The organism is Candidatus Campbellbacteria bacterium (assembly GCA_024653945.1).
Classification (GTDB): Bacteria; Patescibacteriota; Minisyncoccia; order Phycocordibacterales; family EsbW-18; genus EsbW-18.
The window spans coordinates 174,630-199,972 of the sequence record JANLIT010000002.1; the positions used below are offsets into that span (position 1 = coordinate 174,630).

Below are 25,343 nucleotides of genomic sequence, written 5' to 3' on the forward strand. Positions count from 1 at the left end.
AACTTCTTACCAATAATATAGTGCTCTATACCTATGCATATTCACGATGAAAAAAATAATAGTGGCATGATGTGGATGATGGTGCTCTGTTGTGTTCTACCACTTCTTCTTATAGTGATTTTTGGTGCGGGTGGAAAAGCAATCGGTGCTCCAACGTGGTTTATTTTTGGTGGAATTATAGTGATGGTGGTGATTCACTTCGTTATGATGAGAAAATCACACAAACATTCTGATGAACAGCATGAAGTAACTGATACAAACAACAAGAAGCAAGATACCAAAAACGATGCGGGTCATTCTGGACACAGCTGCTGTCACTAATAGTTGTTAAAAACAAATACTATGGAAAACAGAGTTAAATCACTAATTAAAAAGCTGAGTAGATTTGGGTTTAGTGTAAAAGAAAAAGATCGTATTGATCCTGTGTGTGGAATGAAATCAACAAGCGATTTATTTGAGAGCGACTATCGGGGTAAAATATATTATTTTTGTTCCGAACACTGTAAAAACCAATTCGATGGCAATCCAAGCACGTATGTAAAATGACATGGACAAAAAACAGAAGTCAAAAACCTATCTGTTCGCCATTAGTGCGACCGCCGTACTCCTGCTTGTCTATATAGGTGTAGTTACAGCGGTATCTGGATGGAAATTTGCCCAAGATCAATTTGGAAATTACTGGTACTTTCTGGTCAGTTTAGCGGGTGGTTTCGGAGTCCAAGTTGGGTTGTACTCATATCTCAAACAGCTCGTGACAAATGGCGGTATGGTTGTAGGGGGTAAGATAATGGCTACGACAGGGACAACCTCCACACTCACAATGATTTCTTGCTGTGCACATTATCTAGCAAACATAGTACCAATACTTGGGATTGCGGGGGTGTTGTCTACCATCGCTCAATATCAAGTTGAGTTTTTCTGGGTTGGGCTTGCTTTCAACGCGCTTGGCATTGTCTTTATTAGCAATAAAATAATTACATACAAAAGACGCGTATGAGTATAAAAAAATCACTATGGATAATTATGACGATCGCCGCTGTCATTGCGGGGGCTTTTGTGTTCTATAAGAAGCTACCATCTCTGCCGGCATCTCCAATTGAAGTTGTCACACCATCTGCAATACATACATGGGAGACAAAGATTGACGAACAGGCCGGCGTGACGGTGTCTGTCACTCCGGAAATAAACCTGGTAGATTCACAAGAGTGGAAGTTCGACATTATTATGGATACCCATTCGGTTGAGTTAGATCAGAATATGACCGAAGTTGCTGTGCTTGTCGATGACTTTGGAAATGAGTACGGTCCAACTACATGGGAGGGTGCGCCAGTAGGAGGTCACCACCGAGGAGGTGTTCTTGTCTTTACTCCGATTGTGCCGTATCCACAACATTTGAAATTAAATATACAAGGCGTTGGTGGCGTGCAAAGATCGTTTTCGTGGATTCTGACCGAATAACGTTATAGATGCGAGCGTCATGCTGGTGCGTTTTGTGGTACAATGACGCACTATGGCAGATTTAAATCAAAAAAAGTACACATTTCATGTTCATGGAATGCACTGTAAAGCATGTGTGCTTTTGACGGAAGCCGAACTAAAAGAATTGCCTAACGTGTCGTATGTAAAATCAAGTCTTACCAATCATTCAGTTGAAGTGGTGGGGGATTTTGGTGACAAAACACCAGAGCAAATTGCGCAGGAATTGACCATTCCATTGAAAGCAAGTGGGTACATCGTGTCGGTTGAACGACAAGAACACACAGCAATATGGAGTGATTTTAAAATCGCGATTCCAATAGCACTTGGGTTTGCGGTGCTCTTTGTTCTGTTACAAAAGGCAGGACTGGTGAATCTTATCAACGCAAATGGCGTGTCGTATGGAACGGCATTTGTTATTGGTATTGTTGCATCGCTCTCAACATGTATGGCAGTTGTTGGGGGACTCCTCCTCTCTATGTCTGCAACGTTTGCCAAGGAGGGAGACAAGATTAAACCACAACTCATGTTTCATGGCGGGCGCATTGTTTCATTCTTTCTTCTCGGTGGGGTTATTGGTGCGCTGGGATCGGCATTTACACTCGGTACAATGGGAACGTTTATTTTAGGTCTCCTTGTTGCACTCGTGATGCTCATTCTCGGCATCAATCTTCTCGATGTATTTCCATGGGCGAAAAAGTTACAACTATCAATGCCAGCATTTATAGGGAAGCATGCGCACGGTATTTCAAAATTCAATCACACACTCACACCACTTCTCGTTGGTGTTGCAACATTCTTTTTGCCGTGTGGATTCACACAGTCAATGCAGTTGTATGCACTTACAACAGGAAGTTTTATGAGTGGGGGACTCACCATGCTTGCCTTTGCCCTCGGTACACTACCAGTTTTGACACTCGTGAGCTTTAGTTCATTTAGTATTAAAAATAGTTCAAAATCGGGCATCTTCTTTAAATCAGCAGGACTTATTGTTATTATGTTTGCACTGTTTAATCTCATTAACAGTCTTGTGGTCATCGGTCTTATTCCACCAGTTTTTAGCTTCTAGTATCCGTATGAACAAACTCACACTTCTGTCATTCGTTATTGCCGGCGCACTTATCTTTTTTGCGTTCACTTTCTCTAAATCAAACCCACTTCCAAATGATGTTCCAGAAAACAACGTTTCAATTGTGGATGGGGTTCAGGTTGTTGAAATTCTTGCAAAAGGAGGATACTTTCCTGAAAAAAGTGTGGCAAAGGCAGGTATTCCAACTATTTTGCGTCTCAAAACCAGCGGTACGTTTGATTGTTCATCAATAGTCCGTATTCCGAGCTTGAATATCACGAAAAATCTGCCACCATCGGGAGGTCTTGATGTGGACCTCGGAAGTCCAAAAGCCGGAGTGATGCAGGGAACATGTGGTATGGGTATGTACCCATACGAAATTGATTTTCAAGAATAATTTAATTATTTTCTGGTATATTCTGCACATAATTTTGAAAAAAGGTATGTGCGGGATATACTCTCTCTGTTATGGAAACAATCCCCTATCCAATCATTAATACGCTCATCATGCTCGGCATTGCCGTGCTGCAGGTGGCATCTCTTACACTTTTGCTCGGATTGCTCAACGTGCGTGGGTTTTCTTCTGTGGTTTCGTTTGTCCGCTCTCGTGGAATGACCATTTCGTTTCTTATTCTTTTCGCGTCATTTATTGGTAGCTTGTACTACTCAGAAATTGCTGGTTTTCCAGCATGCTCGCTGTGTTGGTATCAGCGAATTCTTCTCTACCCGCAACTTATTCTTTTTGGCGCCGCGTTGTGGAAGGGAAGACAGGATGTGTTTTTGTACACCAACACACTTTCGGCTGTTGGGTTATGTATTGCGCTGTACAACATTGCCATTCAAACATTTCAAACAGTTTCCACTTTTTGTGATCCAGGAGGATTGGCCGTGTCATGTCTTCAAAAATATGTTATTGGGTACGGATACATTACTATTCCGGTGATGTCAGCAACGGCTTTTGCACTTCTTCTTCTTATTGGTTGGGCAATGAGCCCCAAAATGGACAAGTAAGGGTTTTTTGCACTGTGGTATAATGATCTTATTAGTACAGTTGTTTTTATTTAATTTCCATATTTATTTATGCACCAAAAAACTATCTGGGTTCTTATTATTGTTATCCTTCTTGCCGGCGGTTGGTATTTTATGTCGCGTAAGACGGTGGAAGCTCCTAATGACATAGCAACAACAACACGGCAAGGTTCCGTGGGTACGCTCACTGACGGTGTGTACGCACTTGATGTAGAGAAAAGTTCCCTTACATGGACGGGAAGTAAGACACTCATTAAAGAATATTTTGACAACGGAACGCTTTCATTCAAGGAAGGGTCTGTAATTGTAACGGGGGGCACTCTTGTTGCGGGTTCGTTTGTTGTTGATATGAAGTCATTCAAAACGATTTCAACAAGCAATCAAAAAGTTCCAGGAAGCGCTCTGGAGACTCATCTCAAATCGGCAGATTTTTTTGATGTTGCAACGTATCCGATTGCAACCGTTGGTATCAAGAGTGTTGAAAACGGCATCGTGAAAGCGGACGTAACCATTAAAAATGTGACGAAGGAGGTTTCTTTCCCGGCAACAATTTCACAAGATGGAAAAACACTTTCAGGCACAGCATCACTGACTCTTGACAGAACACTGTGGGACATTCGTTACGGTTCAGGCAAATTCTTTAGTGATCTTGGGGATAAGGTTATTTCAGACTCGGTCAAAATTGACCTTACACTCGTTGCGCAAAGTAACTAGCACACAAAGAGATTCAATCTCTAAGAACGACACCACCCTCACTGTGTAACATTTTACTGACCTCGGCGTATACTGGAGTAGATAGTACCAATATTAAACAACTAACATTTCATTATATGGAAACAAGTGCAGTACAAAAAGCGGTAAAGTATCTTGGGTGGCTTTGTATCGTTCTCATTATTTTTGTTGGTGTTTCAGCATTAAATGCTCTTAAAGAAAACCGCTACATTGGCGGAGGGGTTTCTGCGTCTAACGTCATTACCATCAACGGTGAAGGCGAAGTATTTGCGGTTCCCGATATTGCAGAAATAGGTTTTTCGGTTTTTGCAGAGAAAAAAACACTAACCGAAGCACAGAGTGTATCGGCAGAAAAGATGAATACAATTCTCGCATTCCTTAAAGACCAAGGAATTGATGACAAAGATATTAAAACGACCAACTACAGTGCAAATCCGAAATATGAATGGACAAACGAAGTAACGCCAATGTCTAGTGGTTCGTCTGGTGCCGCAGAGCCTGGATATGGTGGTGTGCAAACATCTGTTGTATATCCTGACTACTACCCACGACCACAAAATCAAGTCATTGTTGGGTATGAAGTTCGACAAACTATTACCGTGAAAATTCGTGATACAGAGAAAGTCGGGGCACTCGTTTCTGGTATTGGTGAGAAGGGTGCGACCGATATCTACGGTCCAACATTTACCATTGATGATGAGGTGGCATTGCAACGCGAAGCACGTCAGAAAGCAATTGATGATGCAAAAAATAAAGCAGAACAATTGGCAAAAGACCTCGGTGTAAGAATCGTGCGCATTGTAAGTTTCTCGGAAAATGGTGGTGGCTACTACCCAATGATGTTTAAGGGTATGGAAGCAACAGTATCAAGTGATTCTTCAGTTCCACCCGTCCCCCAAATTCCAGTTGGTGAGAACAAAATCACTGCAAACGTTTCTATTACGTACGAAATTCGCTAGCTCTGCACTCGTCTCATATTTTGTAGAAGCACGAAAACCGCCTGGTGGCGGTTTTCTCCTTCCAGCGCCGCCGCGCTTCCAGAGGCTTCTACAAAATAGAGACTCACTCCGTACCCCGAACTTTTGTGTTACAAAAGTTCGGTGAAAATACAAGAAGTGCTACAATATACCTAACACCCTAACACCTTTTCATGCACTTTGATTTACAACAACTCATTCAGTTTCTTGTTGATACAAAAATGCTTTCCCTTGGTAAGGCGCAAGAACTTGAAAAACGGGCCCTCGAGCAAAAAATGTCGTTTGAGGATCTCGTTGTGTCCGAGGGAATTATTCCTGAAGATGATTTGCGGAGAGCAAAATCGCACGTTCTCGGCATTCCATTTGTTGATTTAAAGAATGAAAAAATAGATTTCAAAACACTGTCGCTCATTCCTGAACCGATTGCTCGTTCAAATAATGTTGTTGCATTTCGTGTTACGGGCACAGATTTAGAGGTTGCCATGTTGGATGTGCAGGACCTTAAGGCAATTGACTTCATAAAAAAGAAAACAGGTCTTAGCATCCTTCCGCGTCTTACCGATGTTGACTCAATAAAAAATGCACTCATTCAATACCAACGAAGTTTGAAATTGGAGTTTGGTGATATTTTGAAAAATGAGGCAGCTGCACTTTCTGCTACATCGGGAAGTGTTGGTGAAAATGCCTCTGGAGAAACACTCAAAAAGTTAGCCGAAGATCTTCCCGTGGTACGTATTGTTGAAACGCTTATCCGCCACGCGGTTGTTGAGGGTGCATCTGATATTCATATTGAACCCATGGAAAAGGATTTGCTTATTCGGTACCGCATTGACGGACTACTTCATGATGCAATGACCTTACCCAAACAGGTTTCGGCCGGAATAGTCGCGCGCATTAAGGTGCTTTCCAATTTAAAACTTGATGAAAAACGACTACCACAGGATGGACGATTTAAAATGGACATTGAAAGTGAACGTGTGAGTTTTCGTGTTTCAACACTTCCTATTTACTACGGAGAGAAGATTGTGATGCGTATTCTTCACGAAGGCGCATCCGGTTTTACACTTGAAACACTCGGTTTTCACGGAGAAGGACTTGAAGCGCTCCATTGGGCAACAAAGCAGGCAACGGGATTGATTCTTGCAACCGGTCCGACTGGGTCAGGTAAGACAACGACCCTGTATACAGTTTTGGATATTCTCAACACACCAGATGTAAACATTTCAACCATTGAAGACCCAATTGAGTATCAGATGCCACGGGTAAATCAGACGCAAGTAAAACCAGAAATAGGGATGACGTTTGGAAATGGATTGCGCGCACTTGTTCGTCAGGACCCGGATATTATTATGGTGGGAGAAATTCGTGATGGAGAAACGGTCGGACTTGCAATCAACGCCGCATTGACCGGACACCTCGTACTCTCAACAATTCACACAAACTCCGCAGCTGGTGCGGTGCCAAGAATGTTGGACATGGGTGCGGAACCATTTCTTATCGCATCTACGCTCAAGGTCATTGTTGGTCAGCGTCTTGTGCGTGTTCTTGCACGAAAAGAAAAATATTCTCTGTCTGCGGATGAATTAAAAGCGCTTGGTAAGTCAGTTGACCTTGATCGCATGCTCGGCTTTCTTATAACCGAAGGATTGGTTGCAAAGAACGCAACGTGGAAAGAAGTTCCGTTCTATCGTCCAAAAGAAGTGAAAGACGGAGATGATGGATACAAGGGGCGTATTGGTATTCATGAGGTGCTTAAGGTTTCAAGTGCACTACGCGAACTTATGATTAAACGTGCCTCAATGGAAGAAATGGAAAATCAAGCAAAGAGCGAGGGAATGATGACGATGATTGAGGACGGTGTCTTTAAGGCGGTTATGGGTTTGACGACCCTTGAGGAGGTGTTGCGTGTGGTTACCGAATAACTCTCCACTCGCCTAGATTGCCTCAAAAGCACGCGTCGTTTTCTGCTGAAAACGCGCTCACTCTCGGACTCACGTCCTCCGAGAGTCTTTTTCGGCAATAGGCGAGCTCCGTACCACGAACTTTTGTTGTACAAAAGTTCTGTAAAATACACAGAATCCACCACGTGTGGGTTTTTTTGTGCGTAACTATGCGATAATGGTGCTATGCGTTTGAAGTACAAAGCGGTAGCGGCTACAGGTGAAGTCTACGAAAAAATTACGGACGCGGAAGATTCATTTGCGCTTGCCAAACAACTCACCGAAGAAGGTGAAACCCTTGTTGTTGCGACCGAAATAAAAGAAAAGGTATGGTATCAGCGATTTAATATTGACTTCGGAGGTGGTATTAAAATTACAGAGAAGATTACGTTTGCAAAAAATCTTGCAGCAATGGTTGATGCGGGTCTTACAATATCGCGAGGTATCGCAATTATGGAACGACAATCAGGAAGTAGAAAGTTTCGTGAAGTACTCTCTCTTATTGGTGCAGAAATTCAAAAAGGAACACCTGTTTCAGCTGCGTTTGCAAAATTTCCAAAAGTATTTACAACGCTTTTTGTTGCCATGGTTCGTGCTGGAGAAGAATCGGGGAAGCTTGGAGAGGCACTACGTATTACCGCCGAACAGATGGATAGAAGTTTTGCACTCCGCCGTCGTATTCGTGGTGCGATGATGTATCCAGCCGTTATTATGTCGCTCATGGTGGTTATTGGTATTCTCATGCTCATGTATGTTGTTCCGACACTGACGACTACCTTTAAAGAATTAAAAGTTGACTTACCAGCAAGCACCCAGTTTATTATTACCATTTCGGACGGACTCGCAAATCATCCAATACTCTATATTGGAGGACTCATACTTTTTGTTGTGTTGTGTATGCAGGCACTCCGAACTACTACGGGAAAGCGTCTGTTTGAACGTGCCATCATGCATTTGCCGGTTATTAAAACACTTGTGCAACAAACAAACTCTGCGCGTATGGCACGAACGTTCGCTTCACTCCTCTCGTCTGGTGTTGAAATTGTGTCAGGTATCGGTATTACGAGTGATGTGCTACAGAACTCTTTTTACAAAGCGGTCTTAAAAGAAGCAGAAACAGAAATTCAAAAAGGAACACAACTTTCTGTTGTTTTTGCGCGGTATCCAAAGTTATATCCGCCCATGGTGACCGAAATGGTTGCTGTTGGAGAAGAAACGGGAAAACTACCGGACATGTTTCTCCAAATTGCGACATTCCTTGAAACAGAAGTTGACCAGAAAACAAAAGACATGTCCACGATTATTGAGCCACTCCTGATGGTGGTTATTGGTGCGGCTGTTGGGTTTTTTGCCGTATCAATGATTACACCAATTTACTCGCTTTCATCAAGTATTTAGGACAAGAGACATGAAACATGTAACAGGAAACATGTACCATGAAGCATAAAACAAATAACAAAACACAAGAATCAAATTGTTACATGGTACATGCTACACGACACATGAATGCTGGGTTCACCCTTGTGGAGACAGTGGTCGCATCCACGATATTTCTTCTCATTGCAGTGAGTTTGTATCAAGCATACACAACACTTTTTCGTGTCATTAATTCATCGCGTGTCAATCTTGTCGCATCATCCCTCGCGACTGAACAGTTTGAAATTATACGCAACATGCCGTACGCAAAAGTTGGTGTTGCCGGAAGTATTCCTTCGGGCCTTGTTCCTCATACCCAAACACTCATACGTGATGGATTTACATTTACCGTGACAACGATTGTGCGAAATATTGATAACCCGTTTGACGGCACGCTTGGGGGAACACCCAATGACACGGCTCCAGCTGACTATAAGCTTGTGGAGACAGAAATTGCATGTGACACGTGCAGAGACTTTCCACCAAAGATATTTACAACACACGTTAGTCCAAAAAACCTTGAGCTCGCCTCAACAAATGGTGCACTCTTTGTTCGTGTTTTTGACGCGAATGGTGTGCCGGTACAAGGTGCTGATGTGCGTGTAGAAAATAATCAAATCGTGCCGTCTATTCGCATAGATGACGTTACCGATACCAATGGAAACTTGCAACTTGTTGATATTCCGCCAGGCGCGGGGGCGTATGAAGTATACGTGAGTAAAGACGGATACTCTTCAGACCAAACATATACCGCCACAGTGAGCAACCCAAATCCAACGACGCCGTATGCAACGGTTGCCCAACAGCAGGTTACCCAAATTAGTTTTTCTATAGACAAGGTAAGTTCGTTGTCTATTACCAGCGTTACGCAAACATGTGAAGCAGTTGCCGGTGTTGGTATTGATATACAAGGCAGTAAGCTTATAGGCACAAGTCCTGATGTAAATAAATACTCTCAATCGCATACAACGAACGGGTTGGGAGAAAAAGTAATAAATGATTTAGAGTGGGATACCTACTCACTTTCGGTGAGTGGTAGTACATACCAACTTCTCGGTCTTATTCCACTTCTTCCTCCAACAATTGCACCCGACTCCAATCTTGATGTACAAGTGGTTGTTGGCCCACTTAATCCAAACGCACTACTGGTAACTGTTAAAGACAGTGCAACAGCACTACCTATATCCGAGGCAGATGTTGCGATTACGGGGGAAGAGACGCAAACAACAGGGCGAGGATTTTTGCGACAAACGGATTGGTCGGGCGGGTCTGGTGAAACGGTGTGGTCTGGTGGTTCTCGATATAGTTCAGATGATGGAAACATTGAAACCGATACGCCGGCGGGTGTTATGGAGTTGGTATTGTTTGCGGGATCGTACACTCCATCGGGTGATCTCACATCGTCAATATTTGATGTCGGAACAACAAGTAATTTTTATAGAATTACGTGGCAACCAGAGGATCAGCCACCGCTTGCGGGCGCAGACCCTGTTCGTTTTCAGATTGCAACAAGTAATGATGTGGCGACAACGACATGGAATTTTCTCGGACCAGATGCAACGAATGGTAGTTACTATACTGTTGCAGACCAAAATATTAATGTGGTCCACAATGCACAGCAATATTTTCGATACAAAGTTTTCTTAGAAACCGAGGATGTGTCCGTTACACCAACTATTTCAGACGTTTCGTTCACGTTTACCTCAGAGTGTGTTCCACCAGGTCAAGTTACATTTTCAGGACTTTCAAGTGGTTCGTATACTGTTTCTGTGTCAAAATCGGGATATCAACCATACACAAGTGCTCCACTATCAGTAACGAGCAATTTTATATCATATGAAGCGATTCTTACCCCAGAATGATACCTGCCTATATATGTATTCTCACAATACTAAAAAAGGATTCAGCCAGCACTAAACATTATATTTTTATGATACTTTCTTTTATTACAAAAAAACCTTACAGAAAGAGACTGTTGTTTAGTGCTGGGTTCAGTCTCGTAGAGGCACTCGTCGCCATGGGAATTTTTACTGTCATTGGTATTGCGGTGATGACCTTTTTTTCCGACATTTTTTCATTCTCAAAGAGTGCTCAGGGACAATTACAAATACAGCAAGAATTGCAGGTGTTAACACGACGAATGAGTGCCGAGCTCCGTGCCGCGTCACAAAGTAGTGTTGGGTCATATGCGCTTGCAACGACCTCATCATCAACACTTTCGTTTTATGTAGATACTGATAACGATGGCGTGAAAGAGCGGATACGATATTTTCTCCAAGGAACAGAACTAAAAAAAGGAACCTTGAAACCAACAGGGAGTCCGTTGGCGTATACAGGGAGCGAAACCACACGGAGTATGGTAAAAAATGTGCAAGCAACAACCACACCATTATTTTCGTACTACGATACCAACTATGCCGGAACAACAACACCGCTTACGCAACCGGTTACTGTATCAAGCGTTCGTCTTGTGAAGATAACTATTGTTGTTGATGATAATGCACTTATTCCACCACCAGCGATTATTGGAACAACGCAGATCTCTCTTCGTACCATTAAAGATAATTTGTAAACAATGTATTCTCTTTTGACAAAAAAACGTTTGACGTCCAGTCAGGTCCTACACAAAGGAGGATTATTGGTAACGGTGCTCGTTTTTGCATCCATTGGTATTTTAATGCTGACAGGGCTCGTTGCTTGGACAGGAATGAACGCACGGGTTTTGCGGACTGCAACATCACGCGAACTCGCCTTTCATGTTGCGGAGGCCGGTATTGATTACTATCGATGGCATTTGGCACACGCACCAACTGACTACCAAGACGGAACAGGTGTCGCTGGTCCATATGTTCACCCGTTCTATGACACCGCAGGAAACATGGTTGGAAATTTCTCTCTCACCATTACGGCGCCAGTAGCGGGGTCCACGATTGTGAGAGTGCGTTCCACAGGTTCCACTATTGCAGAACCAACAATCACACGAAAAATTGAAGTACTCTTTGCCATTCCATCGTTTGCAAAATACGCGTGGGTGTTAAATAGTTTCGTGAATTTTGGTTCAACTGCGTATGTGTATGGACCAATTCACTCAAACACAGGATTGCGTTTTGACGGTATTGCATACAACTTAGTAACGAGTGCCACATCAACATTTGATGACCCAGACCATTCGGGTGGATATGAATTTGGGGTTCATACGCACGATTCTCCTGTTGATCCGCTCCCACCAGCGGCGGTACCTAATCGCGCGGATGTCTTTGTTGCGGGTCGCCAATTTCCAGTACCTGCAGTTGATTTTACTGGAATCATTTCAGATTTGTCACAAATAAAAAGTGCCGCACAATCAGAGGGACGCTATTTTGCGGCATCAGGAGGTCTCGGGTATCATGTGGTGCTCAAAACAAATGATACGTTTGATTTGTATCGTGTAAATACCATGTACTCAAAAAGTGGGTGTTCATGTAGTGGTACGGGGTGTGGAACGTTGAGTATCAAAAGTGGTGGAGAAACGTTCCTTAGTAACTACACATTTCCAGCGAACGGTCTTATTTTTGTGGAGGATCATATGTGGGTTAATGGAACGATTGATGGCGCGCGTCTTACCATAGCGTCTGCAAAGTTTCCTGACAATCCTTCAACACGGACAAATATCAATGTTACTAACGATATACGATATACGAATTATGATGGCACCGATGTCATTGGTCTCATTGCACAGGGTAATTTTAATGTTGGTTTAGTGAGCGAGGATGACCTTCGTGTTGATGCGGCAATTATTGCTCAAAATGGACGAATAGGTAGGTATAGCTACACTTCTGAGTGTTCACCGAATCATTTGCGCACACTTCTTACCACATACGGTATGTTGGGTACAAACCAGCGATCTGCCCTGTGGTATGGGAGTAATGGCTATCAAACCCGTAATTATATTTACGATGCAAACTTATTGTATGCGCCTCCGCCATCTTTTCCGCTTACTGCAGACCAATACATAACTATTTCCTGGGAAGAGGTTGAGTAAGTGTATGGCATGATATAATGGGTGTGTATGCGTTTACTTTTTGTTGCTAATTGGAAAATGAATCCCGACTCTGTGCGTGAGGCTGTTATGTTATGGAATGCAACGAAGAAATACGCACAAAAGGCTCGTAAGACGAGTGTGGTTGTCTGTCCACCAACGCCTTTTATTGCATCATGTGCGACAAAGAGTGATGGTTTGGTTTTTTTTGGTGCGCAAGATGTGTCTCTTTTTCCTAATGGAGCACACACCGGAGAAGTTTCAACGGGTATGCTCAAAGATATGCATGTTCGATACATTATTGCAGGACATTCAGAGCGTCGTGCTCTTGGGGAGTCAAATGAGTTAATCGCTCGAAAAGTACAAGCGGTCCTTGCATCAGGCCTTACACCAATTCTCTGTATTGGGGAACATGAACGCGGTATGCATGGGGAACATTTTGCATTTATTGAAGAGCAGATACGAGGTTCTCTACATGGTATTTCAAAAGCACGAGCACCAAAAATAATTCTGGCGTATGAGCCATTGTGGGCAATCGGCAGAACATCTGCACAGGCAATGAGCCCAAATGATGTTCATGAAATGGCATTATTTATACGAAAAATACTTTCAAAAATGTATGGTCGCTCGGTTGGTATGTCAATTCCCATTTTGTATGGTGGGTCTGTTGAACCGAGCAACATCAACCCCATTGTGCGCGAGGGTGCGGTGCAAGGTGTTCTTGTTGGACACGCAAGCCTTGTTGCAAAAAATGTGGCTGACATGCTTTTTGCACTAGAAAAAGCACACTAGAATATATGTTGAAATCTATTACTGAAGCACCCATCTCTCTCGGTGACCGTGTCTTGGTCCGTGGAAATCTTAATGTTCCTATTGAACATGGTGTCATAGCAGATACCTCCAGGGTTCTCGGAAACCTACCCACACTGCGGTTTCTCAAGAGTAAAGGCGCAAAGGTTATTCTTATAGGACATTTGTCTGTTGAAGGGGAATCTCTTAAAACCGTTGCGGGCGTTCTCGCACAGCACATTCCGGTTTCGTTTCTCACTAATCCGTTTAATTCTGAAGGAAAAGAAGTACTAAAAAAAATGGCAGATGGAGATATTGTGTGTATTGAAAACATTCGTCAATTTCCCGAAGAAGAAAAAAACGACGTAGATTTTGCAAAAAAACTTGCTGGGCTTGCTGACATGTTTGTGAATGACGATTTTACCTCTGCACATCGTGCGCACGCGTCTGTTGTTGGTGTGCCGAAATTGATACCGTCATACATGGGACTGGAATTTGCGGAGGAATATACACATCTTTCTCAAGCGTTTAACCCGCAACACCCGTCGGTACTTATTGTTGGTGGTGCAAAACCGGAAACAAAACTCCCATTGATTACGGCACTTGCGCCTCACATGGATACAGTGTTTGTATTTGGTGTTTCAGGAAACTCACTTCTTCGTGCAAAGGGATTTTCTGTTGGAAAGTCTCTGGTTGCTGTATCCAGCGATGAATCTCTTCAAACTATTTTGGCCATGCCAAACATATCTGCATATAGAGACGTACTCACTATTGATACAGGCGGAAAAGAACATGTACTCAAACCAGAAGCAATTGGGCCGGATGACACCATTGTTGATGCTGGACCAGAGACACTGGCACACCTTTCTCAAGTTGTTTCTGGTGCGTCATTTGTGTTATGGAATGGTCCACTTGGCTTGTATGAAAAAGGATTTTCTGTAGGAACGCAGGAATGTGCGCGCGCCATTGCGTCATCACATGCTGAAAGTATTGTTGGTGGTGGAGATACTGACGCCGTTCTTGCCGAGGGTCATATCACGGGACACTTTTCTTTTATTTCATCTGCCGGCGGAGCGATGTTGGAATTTTTGGCGAAAGGAACACTTCCGGGGATTGAAGCGTTGAAGTAGTTGACGGATGTGGTTTCTCCATGTATTGTCGACACGGATACAGTTCTTTCAGGGAGGGAATTATGAACAAAGACGACCCATCGCTCGCGTATCGCCAGGAACAGGACGAATTTGCCATCTACGGATCGAATGGAAGTGGTCCTGTCGTGCTTTCACTCGAGGATTTTCGGAAACTTCTCGATGAAGGACACCGTCTGCTTCTAGACCGAAGTCTGCGTCGTCATGAGTGGAACAAAAAGACTCCACCCAACGATTCCGCGGAGGTATCTCATCAGGAGGCATGATGCTGTTGACGACAACGTAGCCTTTTCAAAGGAGGTGGCATATGTCACTGCACAGGAGCTTTCATTCCAAGATCTCACGGTCTCGTCGGAAGACTCGGCAGCAGACGCCAGGTCAGGCTCGTTCTGCCGAGCGCAAGCGCCAGTGCCAGAAGCGTCGGTTGAAGGGAGCCGATGTAGGGCGTCTCTATCAGGAGGCTCTGCGTCAGAGCGAGGAATTCCGGCGCTTCGAAAGGGACAGGGAGGCGAAGAACAGAGATAGGTATCCCTACAGCTACAGTCGCTGGTAGGTTTTCGAAGCAAGAAGCAAGCCTCGCACGGAAGTGTGGGGCGTTTCATTTATATAAATGCATTTCGAATTTTTTCTCCGGTCTGTTGCATTTCTCCTTCAGCATAGGGTTTGCCGTGCCACTGCTCGCGCCCGTCGTCTGCTAAGCGTGGAATGACGTGTATGTGGGCATGGAACACAATTTGCCCCGAAATACCACCATTGTTTGAAACGATATTAACACCGTCACAACCAGTTTTTTTCAAGGCGGTAGCCACTTTCTTTGCTGTGATTACCACGTGACTAAGTGTTTCTTCGGGTGTATCAAATATGTTCAAAAAGTGTTTTTTGGGAAGAACAAGTGTGTGCCCAGGATTCACAGGATTGAGGTCTAAAAAAGCAAAGGTATATTCATCTTCGTATACCTTTTCTGCAGGAATTTTTCCCGCCACGATTTTACAAAAAATACAGTCTGACATACCTGCCATTGTAGCGGTATACTGCTCTCAATGAAAGAGTACACAATTGCTGAAAAACCAAGCGGGGAGAGGGCACGGGAGCTCGCCGAATACTCGGAGATTGTTCAAAATCTCTTATTTCACCGAGGTATTGTGACTGCACCCGCAGCGGAGGCGTTTATTTCGCCAGACTACGACCGTGATGTGCACGACCCGTTTTTGCTCCACAACATGGACAAAGCAATTGAGCGTATTCTTTTGGCGATAGAGCGCAATGAACACATTGCACTCTTTTCTGATTTTGACGCAGACGGTATTCCTTCTGCGGTGGTGATGCACGACGTCCTCAAAAAAATTGGATATGAAAATTTCTCTATCACTATTCCACACCGAAATATAGAAGGGTTTGGTCTCAATGAAACGGCAATCTCAAATTTTATTGAGAAAAAAGTCGGACTCATCATCACACTTGATTGTGGTATGGGAGATGTTGGACATATTGCTCGCGCAACCGAAGCGGGTATTGATGTCATCATCACCGACCACCATATGGAAAATCAAGAGGTGCCGAAAGCATTTGCAATTGTGAATCCAAACCAAGAAGGGGACACGTATCCAAACAAAAATTTGTGTGGCGCAGGTGTTGCGTTCAAAGTCGCACAAGCATTTCTTCAAAAACTAGAGGACAAAAGTAAAAAGAAAGAGCTCACACCTGCATTTATGCTCCACCCGTCCATTGCCCCAGGGTGGGAGAAGTGGCTTTTGGATATGGTTGGTATCGCAACACTCTCTGACATGGTCTCGCTCACGGGAGAAAATCGTGTGTTTGTGCACTATGGACTTCTTGTGTTACGAAAGTCACCACGTCTCGGTGTTCGCACACTTCTTTCACATTTGCGGATAAAACAACACACGCTCACCGAAGATGATGTGGTATTTATGATTACTCCACGGATTAATGCAGCATCACGCATGGATGAACCAGAGGCAGCATTTCAACTTCTTTCAACAACAGATCTGACGGAAGCAGAAACACTGGTGCGTCACTTGGATACTATCAACAACGAACGAAAAGGTGCGGTTGCGCAGATGTCCAAGGAAATAAAACAAAAATTTGAGGAAACACCAAATGAATTTCCAGTTATTGTTGTGGGGAATACGCACTGGCGTCCAGGCTTACTTGGACTCGCTGCAACACATGCGGTTGAAGCCTACGGAAAAAGTGCCTTTGTGTGGGGACGGGGAGACGCGGCCGTTATTAAAGGCTCCGTGCGGTCCGATGGGCGTGTTGGTGTGATGGAGTTGATGAGTGAAGTACGACATCTCTTTATTGAATTTGGGGGACACAAGTATTCGGGCGGTTTTTCTATCACGGTAGAAAATCTCATGTTGTTGGAAGGTGCACTTTCAGAGGCACATACAAAACTTGCATCAAAAGAAGTTTCTGAAGAAAAGCTTACCGTTGATGCAGTACTTTCTCTTGATGATGTTACACAAACTACGTACTCAGACATTACACAACTGGCTCCTTTTGGTGCAGGAAACCCAAAACCAGTGTTTGCATTTGAACAGATACAAATTGATAGAGTAGAAATGTTTGGAAAAGAAAAACAGCATATTAAATTACTTTTTAAAACATCAGCAAACAAAATGATTTCTGCAGTGAAGTTTTTTGCGAAAGGAAATCCTACATTGGAAGGGTTGTCAGCAGGGCAGAGCATCACACTTCTTGCATCTCTTGAAAAAGAAACATTTGGCTACACGAATGGCATCCGATTGCGCATTGTTGACGTACTCACGTCCTAAGCATATAGTGCGGGCAGAAGCACCCGACGGTATACTACTCTCGGGATAAGAAGAAAGGAGTCGACCATGTCTCACGACACGCTCGGCAGAACAGTTGTGGCGTTTATGGATGCCAGCGAGGAGTCCCAGAATCTCATCACCGATTTTGCGGAGAAGCTCATGAATCCTACCCCCGAGTGGGTTCGAGAGTCAAAACACTTTCTTCGCAAGGAGCCGTGCTGGGTTTCGTATGGGGTGGTTGCCACTCCGATGCTCAACCTCCTCGAGTTCTTCAAAACTCGAGAGGGTCTCGGGGTCTCGTGGGAGTTTAAAGAGCAAATTCTCGCTCCAGCGCTCGCGATGGGGGGCGACTTGCTGGCAACGGTTGGCACGCCGTTTGACCTGCCGAAGGACATGGACGAGGGCGAAATCCGCAAGGAGCTCGGCGAGAACCATGTCTTCGAAGATGCTCGCTCGTTCTGCCTCTACCTTGCCAGCGCTCTCGGGCGTCAGTGGGACGGCAAGGATGGGGACTTCCTGACCAATGGGAGCGCGAACACCTTCTATGTTTGCGGACTCAACGGTGAGGTCTTTGTGGTCGACGCCTACTGGAGCACTGACGACAGCGGGTGGAGCGTGCTAGTGTATTACTTAGACACCATTCGCTGGGATGCAGGTGACCGTGCCTTTCCCTGCAGTTCCTGAAGAAGTTTGGGCCCGCCGATGCACAAGAGTGCAGGGCGGGTCTTTTTCGTATTTATTTTGCTACAATATCGGGATGAATTACATTGTCTACACAGATGGAGGTGCGAGAGGAAATCCGGGTCCTGCGGGAATTGGTTTTGTGATTGTTGAAGGAAATATTACCGTTAAACGCGGGCACGCACACATTGGTGAGACGACAAATAATCAAGCCGAATATGAAGCACTTATTCGAGCGCTTACGGAACTCGATATCCGTATGCCTAAAAAAGGAAGAGAAGAACATAACGTGGAGGTTCGTATGGACAGCGAATTGGTAATTAAACAACTTCGTCATGAATACAAAGTGAAAGACGTTGGGTTGAAATTACAGTTTGCAAAAGTTGACGCACTTCTTTCGCGGTTTCCACACGTCACCTTCAAGCATATTTTTAGAGCACAAAATGCAGAGGCGGATGCACTTGCCAACGAAGCGATGGATGTACACCATACATCCAAATAATCAATAACCAAGCATCACATTCCAAACAAAATCATCATAGATAAAAAACCAGCACCACTCTGAAACACATCAGTGGTGCTGGAAGTCATACGGCGATGATGACCACGGCTTTTCTTTTTTGAAGTTCGGCAAGATCAAGGTCAAGCAGGTACATTCCCGCAGTCACTCGAACAAGACAGCATTCTTTGTCCGTGAAGAACAAGGATTCTGTCCTACGAGTAAAAACAACCTTGAATTGTTGGAATGTAACCTCCGTGCCATACCTCTCAGTAAACTCGGTGTAAACGAGCTCTGCGGGTACGACAACAACAAGTTTTGCAAACCCCATAGGTTCCCCTTTCTCTCATCTGTCTGAATCCTAGCAGAGAAACTACCGTCCTCCAATTTTATCCTGTCTTTATGAGGAAAGGGTACGCTAGAAGACCATGCCGAGTATTTTTGTATATGCTGGAGTCATTGGTTTTCTTGTGGGTGTTGCGGTGAGAAGTGTGTTTGAGGTGCCAATGATTTTTGAGGTTTGTGTGGGAATTGTTGGAGTCTGTGTATGTGTGGCAGGTGCCGCACGGCGCGGGAGTACCCGCGCCGTGCTCTCGTGTGGTATCTGTTTTGTTCTTTTTTCTGCTGGGCTCATTCGTGCAGATGTTTCATTTGCGAACGATGGAAATTTCCTTGATGCACAACTCGGACAAACAATAATTGAAGGAATTGTTGTCGGTGAGCCCTCGTTTACGGAGAAATCTCAAAATGTGACGCTCAAAGTTTTGCACGAAAAAGAAACAGCACGCGTGAGTATTATTACTTCGCCATTCCCTCCGTTTGTGTATGGCGACGTGCTTCGGGTATCTGGAAATCTCAAAAAACCCGAATCATTTGTTACTGATAACGGCTCAACGTTCAACTATCCAGCGTATCTTGCTAAAGACGGCATTTTTCAGCAGATGCTGTTTCCTATAATAGACATTATTTCACGTGGCAAAGGAAACTTTTTGTATCGCGCGTTGTTTTCTGTTCGACGACGGTTCGTTGATACTGTTGCCACACATCTACCCGAACCGAACGCATCACTCCTTTCAGGAATTTCTATTGGTGCAAAAGATGGTATGGATGATGCAACAGATGAAATGTTTCGGCGGGTGGGCTTGATTCATATTGTCGTGTTATCTGGATACAACATTACGGTTGTGTCAGATACGGTGATGCGACTTCTCTCGTTTTTACCACGTGCGTTTATGTTGGGAGGGGGAGGTGTGGTGGTACTTTTATTTACTATTATGACTGGTGCAACGGCCACAGCGGTTCGTGCAGCAAGTATGGCAGTGCTCGCGCTTCTTGCTCGAATAGTGGAAGCGAAATACGACATTGTTCGCGCGCTGTTTCTTGTTGCGTTTGTGATGGTTCTACACAATCCGCGCGTACTGCTGTTTGACCCGTCGTTTCAGCTTAGTTTTCTGGCGACGTTTGGGCTCATCACACTTTCACCGATTATTGAGAAAAAACTCGCGCGTGTTACCAACACGTTTTCATTGCGTCAAACACTTTCTGCAACACTTGCCACACAAGTATTTGTGGTACCACTATTGGTACATATGAATGGGCAGGTGAGTTTCATTTCGCTTGTTGCGAATGTTGTTGTGTTGCCAGTCATTCCGCTCTCCATGTTTTTCACGTATCTTTTGGGTGGTATTGGTCCATTTGTAGCACCAGTCGCAACACTTCTTTCATTTCCAACATTTGTTGTTTCCGAATACATTTTGGAGGTAAGTGACTTTTTCTCGCGTGTACCCTTTGCATCAGTTGATGTTGGTTTGCATCCTGCCATACTCCTTGTTGTGTACAGTGTACTTCTCTGGTGGATTTGGAAACAACAACACCCACCAAAGAGGCGGGTGTTGGGTGACAACCAGAATGTGTAGTTATACGTTGTCTGCTGACTCTGATTCTGAACCCGTGTCAGTTGCACGACATGCTTTTGCGTCTGTTTTGAATGTTTTCCAGGCACTCTTGCGGGCACTGTTCCACGTTCTCCACATGCCTTTCTTCGCATCTTTAAAACTTTTCCACGCAGCCTTGATTGCCGCATTGCGTTCTTTTCTGTCTTCTATTTTCCACGCTTCAACAAGTGCATCTCGACGTGCCTTGAGTGCAGTTGTGGCAGTGGTATGTAGTGTGTCCCACGCAGTAATAATTGTATTCTCACGTTTCTCAACCGCCGTTTGCATGCACGTAAGGTCTACGATTTTTCCATTCGATCTAGGTGATGAAGAATCGCTTTCTGCGAGTGCGGGCGTAGCAGAAAGTAAAATACCAACCACCATTAAAAATGCAATAAGTTTTTTCATACAACAGTAATGATTATGTAGTAATTATTAAACGACACCCGTGTACGAATGTCGTTTATAGTATATCTGATATTGCTGTAGTTGCCACAAGTCTATGAAACTCGTTCGTGGACAAACAACTCATTCGCTTTAGTCCAGTTGAAATTTTCAAGGTAGGCATCAATATACTTCATCTTGTCTGCAGGTGCATAGTCCATGAGATATGCGTGCTCCCACATGTCCAGCATGATGATTGGATGAAGTCCGACAAGATGACCGAGGTGTTGCTCATCAACCCACTGTGTGAGAAGTCGATCGCCCGCAGGATCATAGAGGAGTGCGGCCCAGCCAATGCCTCGAGTGAGAGCGATTGCTTTAAATCGAGCCATGAACTGAGGAATACTTTCCCATGTTTTGGTTATTTCAACAGCGAGGGGCGAGTCAGAAGGGAGAGGTTGAGAACCACCTTCGAGTGCGCCGAAGTAAAACTCATGATTGCGCATGCCGTCAAATTCAAAGGCAAAACGTCTCTGGAGCTCACCGAGAGCGTATGCATTCTTCGTAGAATCCTTCGCATACTCCTCAATTTGGCTCAAAATAAGGTTTGTATTTTTTACGTATCCCTCGTAGAGCTTAAGGTGGGTCTCAATAGTCTTTTGAGATAGACCGGAGAGGGCGGGGAGGTTGAATTCTTGTGGTTTGTAGTCGGTCATAAAGGTTACAAATAGGAGACATAGGTCAGATGCCCAGAAAAAGTCTCCAAGATACTAATAATGGTAAAAGTATAGCATAATCTAAAAAATGGCTCAACTAAGCCACTTTTAAAGGTACTGGTTGACAGACTCTAGAAAGTATTTTCCTCTATTGACAAAACTTGCCCTAGGGTTATAATAAAGGACCTTTCTTCGAAAGACCGTCCCTTGTGGGCGGCCTTTTGTATCTATGAGAATAGGTACAGCGAGGCGAGGCAAAACTATATGAAATCAAAAATTCTAGCAAGCTTTCCAAGTTTTTCAGCCAAAGTATGTGCTTTCGGTCTTATTCACGTATTAACGTTTGGTACAGGTGTTAATCTTCTCTCAAATCCATCCGTTGTTACGGCTGCGATTGCAGGGGATGAGGCAACACCGGTCGTTGATGTACAGGATGAAATTTTGTGGTTTGCCCGAGCTATTTATTCGGAAACCAAAGTTCCCGCTGAGCAAACACTCGTTGCGTGGGTTATTCGTAACCGTGTTGAATCAGGCAAGTTCCGCGACACCTACAAAGGAGTAGTGTTACAACCCGGTCAGTTTTCAGGATTTTCTTCTGTTGACGCGCAGTATGGTATTAACTCATCACTGACACTTGAAGATGAGAATCCTTCATGGAAAAGTGCGGTTGCAATTGCGGAGGCGGTGTATGTTGCTAATCCAATATTACGCCCCTTGTCTGCAGATGTGCTTCACTTCTATTCACCAATTTCTGTTGTGAATACCCCAAAGTGGGCGCAAGGACGTGACGCAGACCACGTGGTTCGCGATATGCGAGGAAACGCACGTTTTGCCTTCTACGCCGATATACTATAAACAAAACAAAACCACCCCGCACATTTCTGTGCGGGGTGGTTTTTGTATACAAATTGCTTTTCTTCTGCTATACATGCAGATAGGTTTGGTCTTTTAATCAACGAATATGGAGGGTGCCATGGTTCAAACACTTCGTCGTGTGGCAGCAAAGGCCCGGGCGGTACGGTCAGAAGACCTCTTTTACTGTCCTGTCCATCGGTCTAGAATTAGTGTTGGGGCATGTAAGGCATTCTGCTCTGTTCCGCAGAACAACACGGAACGGTGCACGAGGGAGTTTCACTGCGAGTCGCCGTGGCGACTCTGCTGGGCGTGTCTTCTGAACCACGGTTTAGGAGAGAGGGGTGGTGTGGCAGAAAACAAGGACCGCGGACTCTGTGATTTTCATCTCAAGAACGGTATTGAGAAGCGTCCCGATTGGGCGCCAAAGAGAGATGGAGAAAGCGGGCACGGTTCTTCTATCGACGACATCTCAGACCGTATCAGGAGTCACTCGCACACGGCGGGGGGTGGAGGAAGCGGTACAGTAAAGACACAGAAGACTATCCATCTCGTCAAAGGGAAACAAGTTCCCGTCGACACCGTTCTTGAAGTTGACTGTGCGCTGGTAGTTCCTCTGAGTGAACAGCCACGCACGTACTTCGACAAAGATGAGCTCGAGGGTCTCCTCAACTCAATTGCCGAAGCGGGGCAGATTCAGACCGTTCCGGCGGTTTCACTTCCCGACGGCACATTCCGCATTCGTGATGGTGAACGACGGTGGCGAGTGTGCACGAAGCTCAAGCGTCCGCTACGTGTCGTTGTCGTTCCCGAGCTTCCTCATGAGGAGGAGATTGAACAGGCGGCAATCGCAAACTTCCTTCGGCAAGGTCACACACCGATTGAACAAGCGCGCATCTTCATGCGACTCAAGGAAGGACCGCTGAAGCGCACCGTCGCGAAGATTGGTCAGATGTTTGGCATGACGACCGCGAGCGTCTACAACCACCTCATCCTCATCGAGAAGCTCGACGTGCGCGTTCAGAATCTCATGGATCCGGTGAAGCAGGGAAGTTCAAAAGCAATCCTGCGTCCCTCGGTGGCTCAGTATCTCACCGCATTTCACGAACGTCCTGAAGAGCAGGTGGGGCTCGCGCGAGAAATTATGAAGCGCAAGCTCAACCTGCGCGAAGCAAAGACCTTGATCGACAAGTATGCCGACAAGCTCAAGATCAAGACGGGGCGTGGGCGAGAGGCACAACCGTATGACCACATCCGGACTATCAAACGGACGATGGCAAACACCAGTATCGTTCTCGATCGGTTCTCGGAATTCTCCGACGACGATTGGGAGCGTCTGTGGAAGACGCACTCATGGACCGAGCGGGAACTTGTTGCCAATCGTTTGACCACGCTCATCAAACGACTACAGGAGCTCCAAGGTCACGTTGACCGGACGCTCAAAGGTTAGTGTGAAGAAGGTCTTTTTGCGGCGCGGTGGGGAAGTCCCTACCGCGTCGTTTTGTTTTTCATACAATATATAGAGCACACAAAAGACCTTGACTTTTACGTAATTCCAAGTATAATCGTCCTCGGAAGTAGCTTGTAAACTAAGAAACAAAAGAAGTACAAAACTGGAGCATACTGCTCCACAACTCTCTCGAAAGGAGAGCAACATGCGAAAGCTCGCGATAGCGCTGTCTGTCCTCGTTCTCATGATCGTCGCCGTTCCGGCGATGGCATTCGAGATTACTCCAAACAACCCGATCGACAACGGCAATTTCGCCAAGTCGACGGCGTCGTGCGACGGCAAGTTCCTGATCGGACAGTCCGGTCAGAACAATGTTGAAGTGTACACCCACGCGGGTGTCTACCTCAACTCGTTTGGGGCACCTAGCTACCAGCTCTCCGGATTCTTCGGTGAGTCGTTGGCCGTCACTCCCAACTGCGCGACGGCCGTCGTCGGCGCCAAGGGGTACGATGGCACCGGTGCCATCTTCGTCTTCGACTGGAACGCATCTCTGGGTGAGTATCAATTCGTCGTGAAGAAAACGGCGGCGGGGCTCGTCCCGGGCGATGACTTCGGTCAGTCGGTCGCGGTGACCGACGATGGTCAAACCGCCTTTGGCGCGTCGTACCTCAAGAACAAAGTGTCTTCGTTCGCGCGGTCTGCAAGTTGGACCGAACACGTCGTTTCGATGCCCGATCTTTCGGCTAGCGATTACGCGGGGTTCGCCCTGTGTGTCGCGGGCGACGACTTGGGTGTCGGTGTTCCTCTGCAGTACAACAGCGGCATTCCCGGTGCACTCTACGTTCACCGAAAAAATACTGGTGGCGCAGGAAACTGGGGGTACGTGACCAAGTTCACAGGCCTCGAGCGTCTCGGGTATTCATGCGGAGGGAGCGGACCACGTTTCATCTCCGGCGCTCCGCTTCACAACTTCGACACACTTCCTCCAGGGTCTGGTGCTGGACAAGGACAGGGTGTTGTGGTGACGTTCCGCCGACACGTCGGCGGGTCGTACACCGTCGAGCATACCTTTGCCCCCTCGCTCGGCTTCGCCGAGTGCGGTACGTCCGTCGGGATTTCCGGGATCAACGTCATGTTCGGCTGTCCGTACGCGGACGTGGGTTCGGTGGACGATGGAAAGTCCAACGCCTTCTCTCGGGCAAACGGTCTGGGGAACTGGACTTCCGAGTTCACCCTGTTCGACAACGACCCACAGGTACTCGATCGTGTCGGATTCTCCTGCGCTGTCGGTGGTGGGGAGGGGATTGCCGGTGCGCCGTTTTCCGGTGAGGTTGCTACCAATGCCGGAGCCGCATACTACAACACCTACTCGTTGGTGTTTGCCGACGGCTTCGAGTACGGCGATACGTTGGAGTGGTCGTCCGCCGTTCCGTAAGTT

General features: G+C 45.5%; 28 protein-coding genes. 24 read left to right on the forward strand and 4 right to left on the reverse strand.

Translation table 11 applies throughout. The annotated features are described in order from the left end of the window. Positions 1-33 precede the first annotated feature (33 nt). From NUW02_01435 to NUW02_01515, 17 genes are all read left to right on the forward strand, one after another. On the forward strand, positions 34-321 hold the full coding sequence (locus NUW02_01435; GenBank protein MCR4274693.1) for a hypothetical protein: 288 nt from the start codon (positions 34-36) through the stop codon (positions 319-321). Between the two features lie 93 nt (positions 322-414). Next, positions 415-546: a YHS domain-containing protein gene (locus NUW02_01440; protein ID MCR4274694.1), complete on the forward strand. Its 132-nt coding sequence runs from the start codon at positions 415-417 to the stop codon at positions 544-546. A gap of 1 nt (position 547) precedes the next feature. Continuing rightward, positions 548-997 carry a hypothetical protein gene (locus NUW02_01445; protein MCR4274695.1) on the forward strand — a complete coding sequence of 150 codons (450 nt, stop codon included), beginning with the start codon at positions 548-550 and terminating at the stop codon, positions 995-997. Beyond that, on the forward strand, positions 994-1,458 hold the full coding sequence (locus NUW02_01450; GenBank protein ID MCR4274696.1) for a hypothetical protein: 465 nt from the start codon (positions 994-996) through the stop codon (positions 1,456-1,458). Before NUW02_01445 ends, NUW02_01450 begins: the two co-directional genes overlap by 4 nt. A 52-nt stretch (positions 1,459-1,510) precedes the next feature. Then, on the forward strand, positions 1,511-2,545 hold the full coding sequence (locus tag NUW02_01455; protein ID MCR4274697.1) for a sulfite exporter TauE/SafE family protein: 1,035 nt from the start codon (positions 1,511-1,513) through the stop codon (positions 2,543-2,545). A 7-nt stretch (positions 2,546-2,552) separates the two neighbouring features. Next, complete coding sequence (locus tag NUW02_01460; GenBank protein MCR4274698.1) at positions 2,553-2,942, forward strand: cupredoxin domain-containing protein; 390 nt, start codon at positions 2,553-2,555, stop codon at positions 2,940-2,942. Positions 2,943-3,013: 71 nt separating this feature from the next. Beyond that, entirely contained in the window at positions 3,014-3,556 is a 543-nt protein-coding gene (locus NUW02_01465) for a disulfide bond formation protein B (protein MCR4274699.1), read from the forward strand. A gap of 69 nt (positions 3,557-3,625) precedes the next feature. Further along, a complete protein-coding gene (locus NUW02_01470; GenBank protein ID MCR4274700.1) occupies positions 3,626-4,288 on the forward strand; it encodes a YceI family protein in 663 nt (220 codons plus the stop codon). 116 nt (positions 4,289-4,404) lie between these two features. After that, positions 4,405-5,265: an SIMPL domain-containing protein gene (locus tag NUW02_01475; protein ID MCR4274701.1), complete on the forward strand. Its 861-nt coding sequence runs from the start codon at positions 4,405-4,407 to the stop codon at positions 5,263-5,265. Positions 5,266-5,456: 191 nt separating this feature from the next. Beyond that, positions 5,457-7,205: a GspE/PulE family protein gene (locus tag NUW02_01480; protein MCR4274702.1), complete on the forward strand. Its 1,749-nt coding sequence runs from the start codon at positions 5,457-5,459 to the stop codon at positions 7,203-7,205. Positions 7,206-7,409: 204 nt separating this feature from the next. Beyond that, positions 7,410-8,621 carry a type II secretion system F family protein gene (locus tag NUW02_01485; GenBank protein ID MCR4274703.1) on the forward strand — a complete coding sequence of 404 codons (1,212 nt, stop codon included), beginning with the start codon at positions 7,410-7,412 and terminating at the stop codon, positions 8,619-8,621. Between the two features lie 38 nt (positions 8,622-8,659). Continuing rightward, complete coding sequence (locus NUW02_01490; GenBank protein MCR4274704.1) at positions 8,660-10,501, forward strand: carboxypeptidase regulatory-like domain-containing protein; 1,842 nt, start codon at positions 8,660-8,662, stop codon at positions 10,499-10,501. Between the two features lie 68 nt (positions 10,502-10,569). Beyond that, positions 10,570-11,211, forward strand: coding sequence for a hypothetical protein (locus tag NUW02_01495; protein MCR4274705.1), 642 nt, complete (start codon positions 10,570-10,572; stop codon positions 11,209-11,211). 15 nt (positions 11,212-11,226) lie between these two features. After that, on the forward strand, positions 11,227-12,660 hold the full coding sequence (locus NUW02_01500) for a hypothetical protein (GenBank protein ID MCR4274706.1): 1,434 nt from the start codon (positions 11,227-11,229) through the stop codon (positions 12,658-12,660). A gap of 27 nt (positions 12,661-12,687) precedes the next feature. Next, positions 12,688-13,449: a triose-phosphate isomerase gene (locus NUW02_01505; GenBank protein MCR4274707.1), complete on the forward strand. Its 762-nt coding sequence runs from the start codon at positions 12,688-12,690 to the stop codon at positions 13,447-13,449. Between the two features lie 5 nt (positions 13,450-13,454). Further along, positions 13,455-14,576, forward strand: coding sequence for a phosphoglycerate kinase (pgk, locus tag NUW02_01510; protein ID MCR4274708.1), 1,122 nt, complete (start codon positions 13,455-13,457; stop codon positions 14,574-14,576). Between the two features lie 62 nt (positions 14,577-14,638). Then, positions 14,639-14,860: a hypothetical protein gene (locus tag NUW02_01515; GenBank protein MCR4274709.1), complete on the forward strand. Its 222-nt coding sequence runs from the start codon at positions 14,639-14,641 to the stop codon at positions 14,858-14,860. A gap of 336 nt (positions 14,861-15,196) precedes the next feature. Here the strand turns inward: NUW02_01515 and NUW02_01520 are convergent, their stop codons facing one another. After that, complete coding sequence (locus NUW02_01520) at positions 15,197-15,604, reverse strand: HIT family protein (GenBank protein MCR4274710.1); 408 nt, start codon at positions 15,602-15,604, stop codon at positions 15,197-15,199. Between the two features lie 30 nt (positions 15,605-15,634). On the opposite strand from NUW02_01520, the gene recJ reads away from it, so the two are divergent. The 3 genes from recJ (at position 15,635) to NUW02_01535 (ending at position 18,572) form a co-directional block, all read left to right on the forward strand. Further along, positions 15,635-17,389, forward strand: coding sequence for a single-stranded-DNA-specific exonuclease RecJ (gene recJ, locus NUW02_01525; protein MCR4274711.1), 1,755 nt, complete (start codon positions 15,635-15,637; stop codon positions 17,387-17,389). Between the two features lie 66 nt (positions 17,390-17,455). After that, positions 17,456-18,073: a hypothetical protein gene (locus NUW02_01530; protein ID MCR4274712.1), complete on the forward strand. Its 618-nt coding sequence runs from the start codon at positions 17,456-17,458 to the stop codon at positions 18,071-18,073. 73 nt (positions 18,074-18,146) lie between these two features. Further along, positions 18,147-18,572: a ribonuclease HI family protein gene (locus NUW02_01535; protein ID MCR4274713.1), complete on the forward strand. Its 426-nt coding sequence runs from the start codon at positions 18,147-18,149 to the stop codon at positions 18,570-18,572. An 85-nt stretch (positions 18,573-18,657) separates the two neighbouring features. Here NUW02_01535 and NUW02_01540 read toward each other — a convergent pair whose 3' ends face one another. Further along, on the reverse strand, positions 18,658-18,900 hold the full coding sequence (locus NUW02_01540; protein ID MCR4274714.1) for a hypothetical protein: 243 nt from the start codon (positions 18,898-18,900) through the stop codon (positions 18,658-18,660). A gap of 97 nt (positions 18,901-18,997) precedes the next feature. Here NUW02_01540 and NUW02_01545 point away from each other — a divergent pair, with 97 nt between their 5' ends. Continuing rightward, positions 18,998-20,485 (forward strand): ComEC family competence protein, encoded by a 1,488-nt coding sequence (locus NUW02_01545; protein MCR4274715.1) that lies wholly within the window; start codon positions 18,998-19,000, stop codon positions 20,483-20,485. Here the strand turns inward: NUW02_01545 and NUW02_01550 are convergent, their stop codons facing one another. Further along, positions 20,486-20,911: a hypothetical protein gene (locus tag NUW02_01550; GenBank protein MCR4274716.1), complete on the reverse strand. Its 426-nt coding sequence runs from the start codon at positions 20,909-20,911 to the stop codon at positions 20,486-20,488. Between the two features lie 92 nt (positions 20,912-21,003). Next, positions 21,004-21,603, reverse strand: a complete 600-nt coding sequence (locus tag NUW02_01555) for a Fe-Mn family superoxide dismutase (GenBank protein ID MCR4274717.1) — start codon at positions 21,601-21,603, stop codon at positions 21,004-21,006. Between the two features lie 264 nt (positions 21,604-21,867). On the opposite strand from NUW02_01555, the gene NUW02_01560 reads away from it, so the two are divergent. The 3 genes from NUW02_01560 (at position 21,868) to NUW02_01570 (ending at position 25,340) form a co-directional block, all read left to right on the forward strand. Next, the gene (locus tag NUW02_01560) at positions 21,868-22,458 is read left to right on the forward strand and encodes a cell wall hydrolase (GenBank protein ID MCR4274718.1); all 591 of its coding nucleotides are present in this window, start codon (positions 21,868-21,870) and stop codon (positions 22,456-22,458) included. A 118-nt stretch (positions 22,459-22,576) separates the two neighbouring features. Further along, complete coding sequence (locus NUW02_01565) at positions 22,577-23,905, forward strand: ParB/RepB/Spo0J family partition protein (GenBank protein MCR4274719.1); 1,329 nt, start codon at positions 22,577-22,579, stop codon at positions 23,903-23,905. A gap of 205 nt (positions 23,906-24,110) precedes the next feature. Continuing rightward, a complete protein-coding gene (locus tag NUW02_01570; protein MCR4274720.1) occupies positions 24,111-25,340 on the forward strand; it encodes a hypothetical protein in 1,230 nt (409 codons plus the stop codon). The last annotated feature ends 3 nt before the right edge of the window (positions 25,341-25,343 follow it).

Bases quoted from the DNA above. Each gene is read 5' to 3' on its own strand.
- NUW02_01555 (MCR4274717.1), bottom strand. From the start codon at position 21,603: ATGACCGACTACAAACCACAAGAATTCAACCTCCCCGCCCTCTCCGGT.
- NUW02_01480 (MCR4274702.1), top strand. From the start codon at position 5,457: ATGCACTTTGATTTACAACAACTCATTCAGTTTCTTGTTGATACAAAA.
- NUW02_01455 (MCR4274697.1), top strand. From the start codon at position 1,511: ATGGCAGATTTAAATCAAAAAAAGTACACATTTCATGTTCATGGAATG.
- NUW02_01565 (MCR4274719.1), top strand. From the start codon at position 22,577: ATGGTTCAAACACTTCGTCGTGTGGCAGCAAAGGCCCGGGCGGTACGG.
- NUW02_01540 (MCR4274714.1), bottom strand. From the start codon at position 18,900: ATGGGGTTTGCAAAACTTGTTGTTGTCGTACCCGCAGAGCTCGTTTAC.
- NUW02_01475 (MCR4274701.1), top strand. From the start codon at position 4,405: ATGGAAACAAGTGCAGTACAAAAAGCGGTAAAGTATCTTGGGTGGCTT.
- NUW02_01535 (MCR4274713.1), top strand. From the start codon at position 18,147: ATGAATTACATTGTCTACACAGATGGAGGTGCGAGAGGAAATCCGGGT.
- NUW02_01465 (MCR4274699.1), top strand. From the start codon at position 3,014: ATGGAAACAATCCCCTATCCAATCATTAATACGCTCATCATGCTCGGC.
- NUW02_01450 (MCR4274696.1), top strand. From the start codon at position 994: ATGAGTATAAAAAAATCACTATGGATAATTATGACGATCGCCGCTGTC.
- NUW02_01470 (MCR4274700.1), top strand. From the start codon at position 3,626: ATGCACCAAAAAACTATCTGGGTTCTTATTATTGTTATCCTTCTTGCC.
- NUW02_01445 (MCR4274695.1), top strand. From the start codon at position 548: ATGGACAAAAAACAGAAGTCAAAAACCTATCTGTTCGCCATTAGTGCG.
- NUW02_01460 (MCR4274698.1), top strand. From the start codon at position 2,553: ATGAACAAACTCACACTTCTGTCATTCGTTATTGCCGGCGCACTTATC.
- pgk (MCR4274708.1), top strand. From the start codon at position 13,455: ATGTTGAAATCTATTACTGAAGCACCCATCTCTCTCGGTGACCGTGTC.
- NUW02_01505 (MCR4274707.1), top strand. From the start codon at position 12,688: ATGCGTTTACTTTTTGTTGCTAATTGGAAAATGAATCCCGACTCTGTG.
- recJ (MCR4274711.1), top strand. From the start codon at position 15,635: ATGAAAGAGTACACAATTGCTGAAAAACCAAGCGGGGAGAGGGCACGG.
- NUW02_01490 (MCR4274704.1), top strand. From the start codon at position 8,660: ATGAAGCATAAAACAAATAACAAAACACAAGAATCAAATTGTTACATG.
- NUW02_01515 (MCR4274709.1), top strand. From the start codon at position 14,639: ATGAACAAAGACGACCCATCGCTCGCGTATCGCCAGGAACAGGACGAA.
- NUW02_01495 (MCR4274705.1), top strand. From the start codon at position 10,570: ATGATACTTTCTTTTATTACAAAAAAACCTTACAGAAAGAGACTGTTG.
- NUW02_01560 (MCR4274718.1), top strand. From the start codon at position 21,868: ATGAAATCAAAAATTCTAGCAAGCTTTCCAAGTTTTTCAGCCAAAGTA.
- NUW02_01530 (MCR4274712.1), top strand. From the start codon at position 17,456: ATGTCTCACGACACGCTCGGCAGAACAGTTGTGGCGTTTATGGATGCC.
- NUW02_01550 (MCR4274716.1), bottom strand. From the start codon at position 20,911: ATGAAAAAACTTATTGCATTTTTAATGGTGGTTGGTATTTTACTTTCT.
- NUW02_01485 (MCR4274703.1), top strand. From the start codon at position 7,410: ATGCGTTTGAAGTACAAAGCGGTAGCGGCTACAGGTGAAGTCTACGAA.
- NUW02_01545 (MCR4274715.1), top strand. From the start codon at position 18,998: ATGCCGAGTATTTTTGTATATGCTGGAGTCATTGGTTTTCTTGTGGGT.
- NUW02_01520 (MCR4274710.1), bottom strand. From the start codon at position 15,604: ATGTCAGACTGTATTTTTTGTAAAATCGTGGCGGGAAAAATTCCTGCA.
- NUW02_01435 (MCR4274693.1), top strand. From the start codon at position 34: ATGCATATTCACGATGAAAAAAATAATAGTGGCATGATGTGGATGATG.
- NUW02_01570 (MCR4274720.1), top strand. From the start codon at position 24,111: ATGCGAAAGCTCGCGATAGCGCTGTCTGTCCTCGTTCTCATGATCGTC.